This window comes from Pseudomonas sp. TJI-51 (assembly GCF_000190455.2).
GTDB classification, from domain to species: Bacteria; Pseudomonadota; Gammaproteobacteria; order Pseudomonadales; family Pseudomonadaceae; genus Aquipseudomonas; species Aquipseudomonas juntendi.
The window spans coordinates 1-15,245 of record NZ_AEWE02000044.1; the positions used below are offsets into that span (position 1 = coordinate 1).

Annotated in this window: 11 protein-coding genes, 3 tRNA genes and 1 pseudogene; 7 read left to right on the forward strand and 8 right to left on the reverse strand. The window is 61.5% G+C overall.

The features are described from left to right. Nucleotides 1–183: 183 nt before the first annotated feature. On the forward strand, nucleotides 184–1,992 hold the full coding sequence (locus tag G1E_RS09845) for an ABC transporter ATP-binding protein/permease (RefSeq protein ID WP_009682650.1): 1,809 nt from the start codon (nucleotides 184–186) through the stop codon (nucleotides 1,990–1,992). A 49-nt stretch (nucleotides 1,993–2,041) separates the two neighbouring features. Next, the gene (locus G1E_RS09850) at nucleotides 2,042–2,602 is read left to right on the forward strand and encodes a histidine phosphatase family protein (protein WP_009682649.1); all 561 of its coding nucleotides are present in this window, start codon (nucleotides 2,042–2,044) and stop codon (nucleotides 2,600–2,602) included. Here the strand turns inward: G1E_RS09850 and G1E_RS09855 are convergent. From G1E_RS09855 to G1E_RS09865, 4 genes and pseudogenes are all read right to left on the reverse strand, one after another. Next, the gene (locus G1E_RS09855; protein ID WP_009682648.1) at nucleotides 2,584–3,369 is read right to left on the reverse strand and encodes a sulfite exporter TauE/SafE family protein; all 786 of its coding nucleotides are present in this window, start codon (nucleotides 3,367–3,369) and stop codon (nucleotides 2,584–2,586) included. The two genes, G1E_RS09850 and G1E_RS09855, sit on opposite strands and share 19 nt — an antisense overlap. A 132-nt stretch (nucleotides 3,370–3,501) precedes the next feature. Beyond that, nucleotides 3,502–4,242, reverse strand: coding sequence for a methyl-accepting chemotaxis protein (locus G1E_RS30175; protein ID WP_370593823.1), 741 nt, complete (start codon nucleotides 4,240–4,242; stop codon nucleotides 3,502–3,504). Between the two features lie 114 nt (nucleotides 4,243–4,356). Next, nucleotides 4,357–5,388, reverse strand: a pseudogene (gene mcpA / locus G1E_RS30180) (methyl-accepting chemotaxis protein McpA); the annotation flags it as partial. Between the two features lie 142 nt (nucleotides 5,389–5,530). Further along, the gene (locus tag G1E_RS09865; protein ID WP_009682646.1) at nucleotides 5,531–6,409 is read right to left on the reverse strand and encodes a LysR family transcriptional regulator; all 879 of its coding nucleotides are present in this window, start codon (nucleotides 6,407–6,409) and stop codon (nucleotides 5,531–5,533) included. A gap of 101 nt (nucleotides 6,410–6,510) precedes the next feature. Between G1E_RS09865 and G1E_RS09870 the strand changes: the two genes are divergently transcribed. Then, a complete protein-coding gene (locus tag G1E_RS09870; protein ID WP_009682645.1) occupies nucleotides 6,511–6,939 on the forward strand; it encodes a PACE efflux transporter in 429 nt (142 codons plus the stop codon). An 86-nt stretch (nucleotides 6,940–7,025) separates the two neighbouring features. Here G1E_RS09870 and G1E_RS09875 read toward each other — a convergent pair whose 3' ends face one another. The 4 genes from G1E_RS09875 to folD form a co-directional block, all read right to left on the reverse strand. Next, entirely contained in the window at nucleotides 7,026–7,694 is a 669-nt protein-coding gene (locus G1E_RS09875) for a GntR family transcriptional regulator (RefSeq protein ID WP_009682644.1), read from the reverse strand. 16 nt (nucleotides 7,695–7,710) lie between these two features. Then, nucleotides 7,711–8,415 carry a FadR/GntR family transcriptional regulator gene (locus G1E_RS09880; protein WP_009682643.1) on the reverse strand — a complete coding sequence of 235 codons (705 nt, stop codon included), beginning with the start codon at nucleotides 8,413–8,415 and terminating at the stop codon, nucleotides 7,711–7,713. A 44-nt stretch (nucleotides 8,416–8,459) separates the two neighbouring features. Then, the gene (locus G1E_RS09885) at nucleotides 8,460–9,770 is read right to left on the reverse strand and encodes a C4-dicarboxylate transporter DctA (protein ID WP_009682642.1); all 1,311 of its coding nucleotides are present in this window, start codon (nucleotides 9,768–9,770) and stop codon (nucleotides 8,460–8,462) included. A gap of 426 nt (nucleotides 9,771–10,196) precedes the next feature. Further along, nucleotides 10,197–11,051: a bifunctional methylenetetrahydrofolate dehydrogenase/methenyltetrahydrofolate cyclohydrolase FolD gene (folD, locus tag G1E_RS09890; protein ID WP_009682641.1), complete on the reverse strand. Its 855-nt coding sequence runs from the start codon at nucleotides 11,049–11,051 to the stop codon at nucleotides 10,197–10,199. 270 nt (nucleotides 11,052–11,321) lie between these two features. Here folD and G1E_RS09895 point away from each other — a divergent pair. The 4 genes from G1E_RS09895 to G1E_RS09910 all read left to right on the forward strand — a co-directional run bounded on the left by G1E_RS09895 (nucleotide 11,322) and on the right by G1E_RS09910 (nucleotide 14,764). Continuing rightward, nucleotides 11,322–11,398, forward strand: a tRNA-Arg gene (locus G1E_RS09895). Between the two features lie 41 nt (nucleotides 11,399–11,439). Continuing rightward, nucleotides 11,440–11,515, forward strand: a tRNA-His gene (locus tag G1E_RS09900). A 51-nt stretch (nucleotides 11,516–11,566) separates the two neighbouring features. Beyond that, nucleotides 11,567–11,651 (forward strand) — tRNA-Leu (locus tag G1E_RS09905). 566 nt (nucleotides 11,652–12,217) lie between these two features. Beyond that, nucleotides 12,218–14,764, forward strand: coding sequence for a DNA-directed RNA polymerase (locus G1E_RS09910; protein ID WP_009682640.1), 2,547 nt, complete (start codon nucleotides 12,218–12,220; stop codon nucleotides 14,762–14,764). The last annotated feature ends 481 nt before the right edge of the window (nucleotides 14,765–15,245 follow it).

Here is a 15,245-nt window from a genome sequence, read left to right on the forward strand (position 1 = left end):
AGGTAGGGGTTTTGTCTTTATGGGCCAAAAATAATCCCCGGCACCATCACTGTGGGAGCGGGCGTGCCCGCGAACACGGGCGCAGCCCGTGCCAGCCAGCTTTCATGAAATGTACGTCATGTATGCCTGAAGCGTTATAGGGCAGTGCTACGCTCGCGGAAATACTCAGCACGGACATTCACCATGGACATGAACTGGCACCAGGCCTTGCAAGAGAGCCTGAATTGGCTGGCAATCGCCTCGTTCATCACCTTTGTCGGCTTCACTGCCGCCGCTATTCTGGCCGTACGCTACACCCGCTGGGGCAGCCAGTTCTGGCAACTTGCGGGGCCTTATTTCAGTTACAAACGCAGTTGGCGGCCACTGCTGGTGTTTGCGTTGCTGCTGGTGCTGACGTTGTTTTCCGTACGCCTCAATGTGCTGTTCTCGTTCTGGTACAACGGGTTTTACAGCGCTTTGCAGGGGCTGGACCAAGGGGCATTCTGGTACCTGCTCGGGGTCTTCGCCGTGCTGGCCAGCATCCATGTGCTGCGCTCGCTGTGCTCTTTCTATGTGAACCAGGCCTTCAGCATCACCTGGCGGGTATGGTTGACCGAGCGCCTGACCCGTGACTGGATGCACGGTGATGCTTACTACCGTGGACAATTTCTTGCTGAACCGATCGACAACCCCGACCAGCGTATCGAGCTGGACGTAAACGCCTTCGTCAGCAACTCCCTGTCCTTGGCCTTGGGGGCAGTCAGTGCGCTGGTGTCCCTGGTGGCGTTCACCGGGATCCTCTGGGGGTTGTCAGCGCCGTTGGCCGTGGCCGGTGTTGAAATTCCCAGGGCGATGGTGTTTGCCGTGTACCTGTATGTGGTCGTCGCCACCTGGATCGCCTTCCGCCTGGGCCAGCCTTTGATTCGCCTGAACTTCCTCAACGAAAAGCTCACCGCCAACTTCCGCTATGCGCTGATGCGCCTGCGTGAGAATGCCGAGAATGTCGCTTTCTACCAAGGTGCCGAGGTTGAGCGGGGCACCTTGCTGGGGCGCTTCGCGGCACTGATCGTGAATGCCTGGGCGCTGGTATTCCGAAACCTCAAGTTCAGTGGTTTCAACCTGGGGGTCAGCCAGGTGGCAGTCGTGTTCCCGTTCATTCTGCAGGCACCGCGCTTCTTCAGCGGGGCAATCAAGCTGGGTGACGTCATGCAAACGTCTCAGGCATTTGGGCAGGTGCAGGATGCACTGTCGTTCTTTCGTGAATCGTACGATGAATTCGCGCAGTACCGGGCTACGCTGGACCGTCTGACCGGTTTTCTCGATGCCAACGCGCAGGCAAGGGTATTGCCGCGGGTACTCACCGCGGAGCAGGCCCATGCGCTGCAGATTGCCGACCTGAAAGTGCTGCGCCCGGATGGACACGCCCTGATCACTGATCTGAACCTGAGCCTGCAAGCTGGCCAGGCGCTGTTGATCAAGGGGCCTTCAGGCAGCGGCAAAACTACCCTGCTACGCGCCCTGGCCGGCCTGTGGCCCTATGCCGAAGGGGAGGTGCGGCGCCCACTGGGCCATCAGGCGCTGTTCCTGTCGCAGCGTCCCTATTTGCCTTTGGGGGACCTGCGCACGGTCATTGCCTACCCGGCGGTGGGGCAGCCCGAGGATCAGGCGCGTATGCAGCAGGTACTGCACCAGGTCAATCTTGGGCACCTGGCCGAGCGCCTGGAGGTCAGCTGCGATTGGGCGCATATTCTGTCGGTGGGCGAGCAGCAGCGCCTGGCTTTTGCCCGGGTTCTGTTCAACCGGCCGCAGGTGGTGTTTCTTGATGAGTCCACCTCAGCGATGGATGAGGGGCTCGAGCATGCCCTGTATGCGCTGCTGCGCTCGGAAATGCCTGGTGCACTGTTGATCAGTGTCGGGCACCGCAGCACCCTGGCAGGTTTTCATACTCACCGGCTGGAGGTGGATGGGCGTGGCGGTTGGTCATTGGTGGCGCAGGCGCCTGCGCTGGCATAGTGTTCAGCATGCCAAGCACTGTGCACCAGCCCGCCACCCGAGGCACTTGATGAAAGCTACCCGTTTGACCCTTTTTTGCCATGCCCTGACTCAGGCCCAGAAGACTGGGCGCCTGCACTGCGCTGATGACGGCATCCTGCCGCTTTCGCAACCGCCGGCGCCTCTCCTGCCAGCGGTGCAGTTGCTGACGGCGCCAGAGCGGCGCGCCTGCGAAACAGCGGCGTGGTTGTCGAGCACGGTGCATGTCGAGCCCGCCTTGGCCGATTGCGACCTCGGGCATTGGCAGGGCATGGCGCTGAAGCAGTTGCAGGCCGAGCAGCCAGAAGCGTTGGCCGATTGGTTACGGGAGCCAGCCAGTAACGTGCATGGCGGGGAGTCGTTCGCTGCGCTGTGCCAGCGGATGGCCGCCTGGCTGGCGGCTTTCGACAGGCCGGGTGAATGGCTGGCGGTCACCCATCCGCAGGTCATACGTGCTGTGCTGGTGCAGGTACTGGGCTGCCCGATGAGTGCCGGGCAGCGTATCGATGTGTTGCCGCTGTCACGTCTGGAACTGAGCCATACCGGGCAGTGGCGGCTGCGCCTGGGTGAGGTTCAGAACGCCAGCTTGTAGCCGATCAACAACAGCATGGCGGCCAGGCACGGACGCAGCACGCGGTCGGAGATCCGCCCGGTGAGGTGGCTGCCCAGGTAGATGCCCGGCAGAGAACCCAGCAGCAGGTAGCCCAGTAACGACCAGTCCATATTGCCCATGCCGGCATGGCCAAGGCCTGCCACCAGCGTTAGCGGCACGGCATGGGCGATTTCCGTACCGACCAGGCGACGGGTGACCAGAAACGGGTACAGCAGGAATAACGCCACGGTACCCAGGGCGCCGGCGCCGATGGAGGTCAGGGTCACCATCACCCCCAGCACCACGCCGGTCAGCACGGTGAGGGTATTCAGGGTACCTGCGCTGAGGTGGTAGTGATCGCCGGCATGGTGGCTGGCGAAAGCCTGCAGCCGCGATTTGAACAGAATGGCCAGCGCGGTGAGGATCAACACCACCGCCAGGCCTTGCTTGATGATGGCATTGAGCGCCGATGTGTCGGTATGCAGGGTGCTCAGGAACCACAGGGTCAATGCGGCCGCAGGCACGCTGCCGAGGCTGAGCAGGCCGGTGATCTTCCAGTCGATGTTCTTGTTACGTGCATGCACCCAGACGCCACTGGCCTTGGTGATGGCGGCATAGAGCAGATCGGTGCCGACGGCCGTCGCCGGGTTGATACCGAACCACAACAGGATCGGGGTCATCAGCGAACCGCCACCGACGCCGGTCATGCCGACGATGAAACCCACGACCAGTCCCGCAATGGTGAAACCAAAAGAACCTACATCCATACGCTACTCGACCGCCCAACATTGCCCGTTATCGGATGCAGCCAGCATATAGATTTTTTTATAGCCAAATAGACTTGTTCGTTATTAGGTTATAACCGCGTAAAGATGGGGGCGCTGGGCGCCCCCGGGTTCTCAGATCCGGAAACTCCCCACCAATTGCTTCAACCGGCCGGCCTGCTGCGCCAGTTGATCGCAGTGGCGCAGGGTTTCGTTAAGGTTCTCTACCCCTTGCTGGTTCAGCGCATTGATTTGGGTAATGTCCAGATTGAGGCTTTCGACCACGGCGGTCTGCTCTTCGGTAGCGGTGGCCACCGACTGGTTCATGCCGTCGATCTCGCCAATACGCTGGGTGACGCTAGCCAGCCGCTCACCGGCCTGGTTGGCCACTTGCACGGTTTGCTCGCTGGACACCTGGCTGGTGTTCATGGTGTGCACCGCTTCGCGGGAACCGACTTGCAGGCTGGTGATCATGCGGTGGATTTCTTCTGCCGATTCCTGGGTCCGGTGGGCCAGGTTGCGCACCTCGTCGGCCACCACGGCAAAGCCTCTACCCGCTTCGCCCGCGCGTGCCGCCTCGATCGCAGCGTTCAGTGCCAGCAAGTTGGTCTGCTGCGAGATGCCTTTTATCACGTCCAGAATCTTGCCGATTTCATCAGTGCTGGCATTGAGCGTTTCAATCTGTGCGCACGATTCGCTGATGCGCTGCGACAGCGCAGTCATGGCGTTGATCGCTTCTTCCACCACTTCCCGGCCACCGTGGGCCTGCTCGCTGGCACCACTGGCATGCTGCGAGGCATCTGCGGCGTTGCGCGCGATTTCCTGGGTCGCGGCGCCCAGCTCGTTGATGGCTGCGGCCACGCTGTTGGTGCGCATGCTCTGCTCTTCGGAGCCACTGATCGACGCATTCGACGCGCTGACCACTTTCTCCGACAGGTCATGCACCAGGCGGGTGGCCGACGACACTTCGCTGATCGAGGCGTGAATGCGTTCGACAAAGCGGTTGAACGACGTTGCCAGTTCGCCGAATTCGTCCTGGTTCTGCACCACCAGACGGCGGGTCAGGTCGCCTTCTCCCTCGGCGATATCGCGCATGGCGCGGCCCATGGTGGTCAGCGGGCGCATCAGTAGTGGAATCAGCAGGCCCAGCAGGCCGGCAATGGCCGCCACGGCAATCAGCATGGCGATGATGGCCGATGTGCGGAACTGGCTGAGTGCGGCGTAGGCCTTGTCCTTGTCGATCGACAAGCCGATGTACCACTGGGCCGAAGGCAGCCCGGCGACCGGCGCGAACGAAATGATCCGGTCCTGACCGTTCAGGGTGACATCCTGCATGCCGGCGGCAACGCGCAGGTCGCTGCCGGGGTAGATGTCCTTCAGGTTTTTCATGACCTGGTCTTTGTTCGGGCTGACGATCACCTGGCCATTGGCATCGGCGAGGAAGGCGTGGCCGAGACCACCGAAATCCACCGAGTTGATGATCTCCACCAGGGTATCGAGGGTCAGGTCACCGCCAACCACACCGATCATTTCCCCCGTGGCCTTGCTTTTCACCGGGGTGGCGATAGTGACCATCAGGCCGCCGACCGCACCCTGGTACGGTGGCGTCAGCACCGTTTGCCCGGCATTGGCCGCCGCTGCATACCAGGGCCGTTGCCGTGGGTCGTAGCCGGCAGGCATCTGGGCGTCCGGGCGCTGGGTGAACACCCCGTTGGCCTGACCGAGGTAGGTGAACAGGAAGTTGCGGGTGTAGGAGGGTTGCTCGATCAACCCGGCCAGGGTCTCGCCGGCACCCTGCTGGCCGATATCCTGGGCCAGGTTTTCCAGCACCAGGATGCGGCCGCTCATCCAGTTTTGCACGCTGCTGGCGGTCAAGGCCCCGGCCTGCTGCACCGAGGCTTCTATGTTCTGGCGGATAGTGTTGCGTTGCAGGTAGTCGTTATAAAGCGTGAACAGGGCGAATGCCAGGACCACGACGCCGCAGGCACTGAGCAGGATCTTGTGGCGAAATTTCAGGTTCATGTTTCGAGACCTTGAGCCAATGTGGGGAGGACGCAGCGCGCTTATGACGTTCTGCGGGGCCTATCGACCGGGATATCGGCTCGGGGGGTAAAACATTGAAGTACTTACAGTAATTTCTTACAGACCTTTCGACAGACGGCACTCAGCCCTTGGCCAGTTGCTCTATCAGCAACCTCGCCGCTTGCTGCAGTGGCTGTTGTTTGCGCCACAGGATATGCACCGGCAGTTGCAACTCGTTGCGCGTATTACGAAAGGCCAGGCGCACCAAGCGCCCGGTTGCCAGCAGTGGGGCTACCCGAGACAACGGCAGGTCGCCCCAGCCCAGGCCGGCTTCGACCATCTGCAGGGCCAGGTCGAAGCTGTCGGTCGACCAGTGCGTGGCGCCGATCAGCGGGCGTGGATCGGCCAGCGGCAGGTCCCGGCTGCGCACGAGGATCTGGCGCACCCGGGTCAGGTCTTCGAGGTAGTGGATGCGTGCTTCACGCAGCGCCGGGTGGCTAGGGGCGAGGGTGGCTACCAAGGCTTCCATACCGATGTGCTGAAAGCCCCGGCGCGCATCCACCTGCAGGCCAGCGAAGGCCACGCAAAGATCGGCGCGGCCGCTGTCCAGCAAGTGCAGGGCCTCTTCCTGCGGGGCGCTGAGCAAAGCGATATCGAGCAATGGGTGGCGCACACCGAGGTCGGCGATAGCCGCCAGCAACGGGCGGTGATCGATGTCCGGCACCACCGCCAGCGTCAGGCTGCTTTCTAGCCCCTGTGAGAGCTCCAAGGCATGGACTTGCAACAGCCCGAGTTGCTCGGCAATCAGCCTGGCGTGCGGTTCCAGGGCCAAGGCCCGGGCGGTGGGCCGAACTTCGCGGGGCCCGCGTTCGAACAAGCTGTATCCCAGCTCCGCTTCCAGATTGCCAATGGCCATGCTGACCGCCGACGGTACCCGTTTGAGGGCGCGAGCGGCGGCGGAGAACGAGCCGCGGTCGAGCACGGCAAGAAACAGCTGGATGTTGTCGCTGGAAAAGTTCATGGCAGCCTCCTGTCAGCAGATCTGACAGCTGCTGACTTTTGCTGTCAAGCGAGGTGAAGCATTATCGCGCCCTTCGTTATTGGTATTGGAGGGAAATGCAGGTGCAGGGTTTGAAGCGCAAACTGGTGTACGTGACGTGCTATGAGCTGATAGGGCTGAGCATGTCGACCCTCGGGCTGGCTTATCTGTCAGAGACCCAGGCGTCGCATACCGGGCCATTGGCGGTGATGATCACAACCATTGCCATGCTCTGGAACCTGATTTTCAACACGTTGTTCGAGCGCTGGGAAAGCCGCCAGGCCAAGCGCGGCCGCAGCGTGGCGCGACGGGTGGCGCATGCGGTCGGCTTTCAGCTGACCCTGGTGGTGTATCTGATCCCGCTGATTGCTTGGTGGCTGGACATGACACTGGTAGAGGCACTGCTGGTGGACATGGCGTTCATTGTGCTGATCCCTTGCTACACCTTCGCCTACAACTGGGTGTTTGACCGGATCTTCGGCTTACCGACCTCGGCCATGGCCAAGGCTTGACTCGGGCGCTACAGGCCACCGCCTGGTACACCCGCTGCTGGACCGGTGCATGGCCGTCAGGAGCGGGCTTGGCCCTTGCGCGCGGGCTACGCCAGGTCGAGTTTGTCTTCCAGCCGGTCGAGGTGGGTGTGCATCAGCCCCAATGCCGCCTCGGCATCGCCTTGCTCCACGGCATCGATGATCGCCGCGTGTTCTTCCCACGCACAATGTTCGCAGCACGGCGACTCGTAGCGGGCAATGATCAGCGAGGTCATCGGCACCAGGCCGTTGAGAAACCGTGCCAGGGGTGCATTGGCCGCCACTTGCGCCAGTTTGAGGTGGAACTCGCCACCCAGGCGGATCGCCGCGCAACGCTCGCCACTTTCATGGTGCTGGCGCTCACGTTCAACCAACTGGCGCAGTTGACGTATCTGCGCAGGGCGGGCGCGCTGTGCGGCCAGGGTGATCAGGGTGGTCTCCGCCAGCCGCCGGGCACTGAGCACCTGCCGCGCCTGCTCGGGGTCGGGGGCTGCCAGGTGCGCGGTGTGGCTAGGGCGCTGCACCACCACTTGCTGGTCACACAGGCGCCCGAGCACGCGGCGGATCACGGTACGGCTGACCCCAAACGCCTGGCCCAACGCCTGCTCGGGCAGCAGGCTGCCGGGGGGCAGGCGCTGTTCGAGAATGGTGTCGAACAGCCGTGGGTAGATTTGCTCGGCCGACAGGCGGGTTTCGCCGGCCGCGAGCAGGGCAGGCAAGTGGGGGGCGGCGTTCATGGTCGCTCTCCTCAGGTCATGGATGCAGGTGTTCATCCGGGATGTTCAGCGGGATGCCCATGCGCGCGCCCTCGGCCAGGATGTGCTGGCGCATCTGGGCACTGGCCAGGGCACTGTTGCGTTCGCGAATGGCGCGTACTACGGCCTCGTTCTCCTTCAGCCTTGCAGCCAGATGCTCCGGTGAGTTGCGCAGCATGTCGGCGCTCTGTTTAAGGGCGTTGCCGGTCTGCTGCACGACACTCTGGAAGATCGGGTTGGTGGTCAGGGCGAAGAGGGCCTCATGGAAAGCGATATAGGCCCTGACCCCAGCTTCGCTGTCATCGGCCTCCAGCGCTTCGCGCATGTCCATCAGGGTGAGGCGCAACTGGCCAACATCCTGGCTGTTGGCCGATTGTGCCACCAGGCCGACGATGAACGGTTCAAGGGTGTAGCGCAGTTCCAGTACGTCAGCCAGGCTGGCGGCGGCGCTGGTATCCAGCCCCGGTTCCAGGGCGGCAGCTTCGGCATCCAGCACCAGTACACCCTTGCCCGGCAGCGCGCGCACCAGGCCCAGGGTTTCCAGCACGGTTACCGCCTCGCGCAGGCTGGGCCGGCTGATGCCCAGTTGTTCAGCCAGCTCGCGCTGGCCTGGCAGCATGTCGCCGCTGCGCCACTGGCCGCGGGCCAGGGCCTGGCGGAGTTTTTCCACCACTGAATTGACGACGGTCGATGAGCTGATCACGGTTCGCTCCTTGAAGGGCCGGCATCAGTGCCGGCCACGTTCGCTCAGAATTCCTGCTGGTGGGCATTGGGCTGTTTGCGTGGCAACGGGGCAAAGCCGGGTTTGCCTGCCAGTACGTTGTTGGCACGTTCCAGGTCGATGTCCTTTTCCCAGCGGGCAATCGCCACGGTGGCTACACAGTTGCCGATCAGGTTGGTCAGTGCCCGGCCGATGCCCATGAACCAGTCCACCGCAAGTACCAGCACCAGGCCGACAACCGGAATCGCCGGTACGGCAGTCAACGTGGCCGCCAGGATCACCAGCGCCGAGCCAGGGATGCCGTGCGCGCCTTTCGAAGTTACCAGCGACACCAGCAGAATGGTCAGCAGGTCAGTCATCTCCAGCGGTGTGCCGGTGGCGTTGGCGATGAACACGATGGCCAGCGTCAGGTAGATGGAGAAACCGTCCAGGTTGAACGAGTAGCCGGTGGGAATCACCAGCCCCACCGTGGAACTGCCGATGCCCAGGTGTTCCAGCTTGCGCATGATCTGCGGCAGAACGGCGTCGGAAGAGGCGGTGCCCAGCACGATGGTCAGCTCTTCACGCAGGTACTTGATCAGTGGCAACAGTTTCAGGCCCGACAGGCGCATCACGGTACCCAGCACGATCAGCACGAAGCCTGCACAGGTCAGGTAGAACAGCGCTACCAGGCCGCCCAGGTGCTGCAGCGATTCCAGGCCGTATTTGCTGGTGGTGAAGGCGATGGCACCGAATACACCGATCGGGGCCAGGCGCACGATCATGCCCATGATGCGGAAGATCACATGGCTTAGTTCGTTGATCAGCCGCGAAATGCCGGCGGCCGAGTCGCCCACCAGGTTCAATGCGCTGCCGAACAGCACCGAAAACAGCAGCACCTGAAGGATGTTGTTGTCGGCGAAGGCGCCGATCACCGAGGTAGGGATCAGGTCCATGAAGAACGCTGCGGCGCCATGGATGTGTTGACCGCGCTCGGCCAGGCTGCTGGCATCGGCACTGGACAGTTGGTCCAGGTGAATATTGGCGCCGCTGCCGATGCCGCTGCTGAAGGCGAATACCAGGCCGATCACCAACGCCAGGGTGGTCAGCACTTCAAAGTAGATTACCGACTTCAAGCCGATGCGCCCGACCTTTTTCAGGTCGCCGGCGCCCGAGATACCACTGACCACCACGCAGAACACGATCAGGCCGATGAGCATCTTGATCAGCTTGATGAAGCCGTCGCCTAGGGGTTTGAGTTGTAGCGAAAGGTCGGGGAAGCTGAGGCCGCAGGCAATGCCGAGGGCAAGGCCAAGCACGACTTGCAGGAATATCGAACGCGAGCACCATTTGAGCATGGGAGAAGTCTCAGATCGGTGTCCTTGCTTCGGTAGCCGCACGGGGCGAAAGAGCGCAGGACTTAATTATTGTGGTCTTACCGGTTTGTTCAGCGCCAGGCCATAAAAGCGCGAAAAATCGTTCTTTGCAAGGGTTTTTGGCCTTACCGGTCTGACCAGTTATGGGGCGAGTGGGCCTGCCGCGCTCTAGTTCGGTGCGCAGCGGGAAGTTCATGATTGAGCAGGGCGCGTGAGCGAACACGCCCCCGGTGCCGGTGATACCCTTGAACCTGATTCGAGCAGGGCCCGCCCCCTACGGCCAATGCAAGCTACCTGCCAATCCCGCCTTGCGGTCGCCATTTCTTCTCTTTGCATCAAGCCCGGGCCCTCGAGCCGGGCAAAAAAAACGGCACCTGCCAGAGGTGCCGTTTTCGCTAGGTGCGAATTTTACTTGTGCAGCTCTTGCGCCGCGTACAGCGTGTTCTCCAGCAGGCACGCCCGGGTCATTGGCCCAACCCCGCCCGGTACTGGGGTGATCCAGCCGGCGCGGGGCAGGGCAGTCTCGTAGACCACATCGCCGACCAGCTTGCCATCTGCCTGGCGGTTGATGCCCACGTCGATCACGATGGCGCCTTCCTTGATCCACTCACCTTTGACCAGGCCCGGCTTGCCTGCGGCCACCACCACCAGATCGGCGCGGCCTACATGGCCGGCCAAGTCCTTGGTAAAGCGGTGGCAGACAGTCACGGTGCAGCCGGCCAGCAGCAGCTCCATGGCCATTGGGCGGCCAACGATGTTGGAAGCGCCGACGATGACGGCGTTCATGCCGTACAGATCCTGGCCGGTGCTTTCCAGCAGGGTCATGATGCCTTTTGGTGTGCAGGGGCGCAGCAGCGGAATACGCTGGGCCAGGCGGCCGATGTTGTACGGGTGGAAGCCGTCCACGTCCTTGTCAGGGCGAATGCGCTCAAGCAGCAGCGACGCCTCCAGGTGCGCCGGCAGCGGCAACTGCAGCAGAATGCCGTCGACGGCCGGGTCGTCGTTAAGACGGTCGATCAGCTCGGTCAGGGCTTCTTGCGTGGTCTCGGCGGGCAGGTCGAAAGCCTGCGAAATGAAGCCGACCTCTTCGCAGTCCTTGCGCTTGTGCGAGACATAGACTTGGGAGGCGGGGTCGGTGCCGACCAGGATCACCGCCAGGCCCGGCGTACGCAGGCCTTGCTGGCGACGCTCCACGACACGTTGAGCGATCTGCTGGCGCAGGCTGGCGGCGATTGCCTTGCCATCGATTAGGTGTGCAGTCATAGACGCGTGATTAACCATCGAGAAGGAAACAATAAAGAGCGCGCATTCTCGCACGACATGGGCGAAGGGCAAAGGCGGGTGGTCGGGCAAATCCCCTAAGCCCTTAAATAATTTAAATTTTTTTGAAAAAGGTGTTGACGACTTTCGGGGTCGCCTATAAGATTCGCCGCACTTGTCGGGCACAGCCTAGCACTGGTTGGCTAAGTCGGGCAGAATGGGTCGTTTGGCAGTTAGCTGTTAAATACTTGTTCGGTTAGGCTTGAAGCTTAAGCGCCCGTAGCTCAGCTGGATAGAGCATCCGCCTTCTAAGCGGATGGTCGCAGGTTCGAGTCCTGCCGGGTGCGCCATTAGGCAGCTTTGGCAAGCAAGTTGGCTGTAATGCAATATGGTGGGCGTAGCTCAGTTGGTAGAGCGCTGGATTGTGATTCCAGTTGTCGTGGGTTCGATTCCCATCGTCCACCCCATATTTTCGAAGGCGCCTCGATAGCATCTGGCGCCTTTGTTTTAAGCGTTACGCGGACGTGGTGAAATTGGTAGACACACTGGATTTAGGTTCCAGCGGCGCAAGCTGTAAGAGTTCGAGTCTCTTCGTCCGCACCACGAATTAGAAAAAATCTCCCCGAATTCCTGAAAGCCTCACGGCTCAAGGGTTCGGGGATTTTTTTTCGTCTATCACTTGCACGAATGATACCTTTTCCATCTACAATCACCTTCTCGCAAGGGAGAGCATTAGGGACACTTTTGGGACACAAAGGCCCCTTTTGACCACCTCCGAGACCCCCACCCACTGAATCCCTAACTGACCGTTCGTCGGCCTTGACCGGCTCACACTGGCCCCTTTTGACCGGGGAAAATCCAGTGCGGGAGAGTGCTGTCCGCGTGAAGCCGTGGGACCACATTATGGCTGCCAGTTTTTTGCCTGGAGGGGGTAGCTACGCCTGATGATTCTCTCAAACGATACTGACTCATTGACGAGACATTCCCGCTTGAGGAGCCATCCAGGGCCGCGCCAGGGCGCTGTGGGAGACCACATCCAGAGTCGCGGACCCACAATTGGATTCCTTAGCGATGCCCTCTGAGATGACCCTTAGAGACATCCTTAAAGACATCCTTAGAAATGATTACTTAATGATGATTACTAAGAGATTCCCTTTATGACTACCTCTATGACTCCTTTAGCTGGCCGCCTGGATGGTGAAGACCTGATCGCCACCCAAGTCCGTCTGGAAGAAGAGATGACCCAGCGTGGCGTGAGCCGTTTTGAGCGTAACGTAGAGGCCGCCCGCCGAATGGGCGCTGAGGATGGGACCGAGTACGGCTCCATCATCGTTTCGGGCCGCATGAAGGCGCTGGCTGAGGCCATCAAGGCGTGGATGGATGAGTCTGAGGCCGGTGTGTCGTCCCGCTGGGGCAGTGCCTACAAACTCCTACGTGGCTATGATGCCGATGTCCTGGCCTACCTGACCCTCAAGCACACCCTGGCGGGCATCTCGCAGCCCCGCACGCTCCAGCATGTGTCCGTCTCCATCGCCCAGTCCGTGGAAGATGAAATGCGTCTGTCCGGCATCCGTGACAAGGAGCGCAAGAAGTACGACCAACTGGTAGAGCGGGCCAACAAGCGGTCCAGCCAGCGCCACAAGCACATTTACGCCACCCGTGTGGCCTCCGCGCTGGACACCTGGAGCAACTGGAGCAACAACGACCGCATCCACGTAGGGACGAAGCTCCTGGAGCTGCTGATGAACTCCGTGGGGCTGATCCAGATTGCCACCAATGGCGAAGGCACCGAAAAGGCGCTCAAGTACGTGAAGCCGCTGGAGTCCACGCTGGAGTGGATCGCCCGTAAGAACAACGTCACGGCCATGCTGCGCCCGGTGTATGAGCCGATGGTAGTCCCGCCACGCAACTGGACCTCACCGACCGATGGGGGCTACCTGTCGTCCAGCCTCAAGCCGCTGCGCATGGTGAAAACCCGCAACCGGGCCTACCTGGAGGAGCTGGGCAACGTCGATATGCCGATGGTCTACACCGCGCTCAACGCCATTCAGGCCACCGCGTGGCAGATCAACACGCCCATCCTGAAAATCATGACCACGCTGTGGGAACAAGGCTCCACCTGGTGCGGCCTTCCGCCCCGTGAGGGCATCCCGCAGCCAGCCAAGCCGTTCGACATCGACACCAACGAAGTGGCCCGCGCTGCCTGGCGTAAAGCCGCGTTCAAGGTCCATTCGGATAACCTGGAGATTCAAGGGGCCCGTATCAACGTCTCTATGTCCCTCGACATTGCGAACCGCTACTCCCCGTTCCGCAAGATTTACTTCCCGTACCAACTGGACTTCCGTGGCCGCATCTACGCGGTGCCACACCTGAACCCTCAAGGCGCGGATCACACGAAGGGCTTGCTCCGTTTCGCCTATGGCAAGCCGCTGGGCGAGCATGGGGCCAAGTGGCTGGCAATCCACGGGGCGAACGTGGCCGGGTACGACAAGGCCAGCCTGGAGGACCGCGTGAAGTGGGTTCACGATCACCAAGCGGAAATCCTGGCGATTGCTGCTGACCCTTTCCAGGCACGCGGCTGGGCCGATCACGTAGGTGCGCAGGCTATCGACAAGCCATGGCAGTTCCTGGCGTTCTGCCTGGAGTGGAAGGGCTATTGCGAACACGGGGACCGCTTTGTGTCGAAGCTCCCGATTGCGATGGACGGCTCATGCTCGGGCATCCAGCACTTCTCCGCGATGCTCCGGGATGAGGTCGGTGGCGCAGCCGTGAACCTGGTCCCCAGCGACCTCCCGGCAGACGTGTACGGACTGGTAGCGAAAAAGGTCATCGAACGGGCTATCCATGATGCCAAGCACGGCACCGAAGACGTTCTCAAGCATGATGCTGATGGCAAGGCATACGTCCAGGAGGGCACGAAGAACCTGGCCCAGCAGTGGACCCGCTTCGGCATCAACCGCAAAGTCACGAAGCGCTCCGTCATGACCCTGGCCTACGGCTCCAAGGAGTACGGCTTCAAGGACCAAGTGATGGAGGACATCCTGGACCCAGCGCGCAAGAAGGCCACCGATGCCGAAGGCAACGTGGACGCTCGCCACTTCCCGTTCACCGGGGATGGCTTCCGGGCCGCTGGCTGGATGGCAAAGGCCATTTGGGAAGCCGTGAATCAGGTACTGGTCAAAGCCGGTGAAGCCATGAAGTGGCTCCAGGACGCTGCCACCCTGGCCGCCAAAGAGGAACTGCCGGTGTGCTGGACCACTGCCGTGGGCTTCCCAGTGATGCAGGCGTACAACTCCGTGGTAGCTCGCCGCGTCAAAACGGCCATCAACGGGGCCCGTGTGCGCCTCCTGATGAACGAGGAGCAAGACTCCCTGGACAAGCGCAAGCAGTCGCAGGGGATCAGCCCCAACTTCGTCCATAGCTGCGATGCCGCCCACCTCATGCTCACCGTTGTGCGTGGCGTGGAGTCCGGCTTGAAGAGCTTTGCGATGATCCATGACAGCTTCGGCACCACCGCCGGGGAAACCGAGCTGTTCTTCATGACCGTCCGTAAGGCATTCATTGAAATGTACGAAGAGACCGCCGTTCTGGAGCGCTTCCGGGATGAACTGGCCGCGCAACTGAGCGACAAAGCGCGGGCCAAGCTCGCAGAACTACCGAAGCGCGGCAGCCTGAGCCTGGCAGCCGTAGCAGAGTCGCGTTTTTGTTTTGCCTGATCGTTCTCATTGATGGAAACAAACCACAAAAGGAACGTTTCCATTAATGAACCATTCCGAATGGCCCCCTGGTAATTCCCGTGGGGCCACATTCGGATAACCGAGCCGCAACCCTCCGCCAGAGCCTCCACCGTGCCAGTGCGACCCCAGCTCAGATTTGAGCCGGGCCCGAGGGACCACATTCGGATAACCAAGCCGCAACACCCCAGTCTCCGCCCGAGCCTCCACCGTGCCAGTGCGACATCCGCTCAAATTTGAGCCGATCCCGAGACCACCCCAATTTTCCCCATTCATCCGCAGCAGCAGCCATAGAGCCTCCACCGTGCCAGTGCCGCAACGCCTCGGATGAACCAGCAACACCTTCGCAACACCTCTACGGACCACCCGCAACTCCCCCGACCTTTGCCATAGAGCCTCCACCGTGCCGGTGCAGAGGAACGGGAAACGTGCGCCTGGGCCCCGTAGGCAACCCCAACGGATA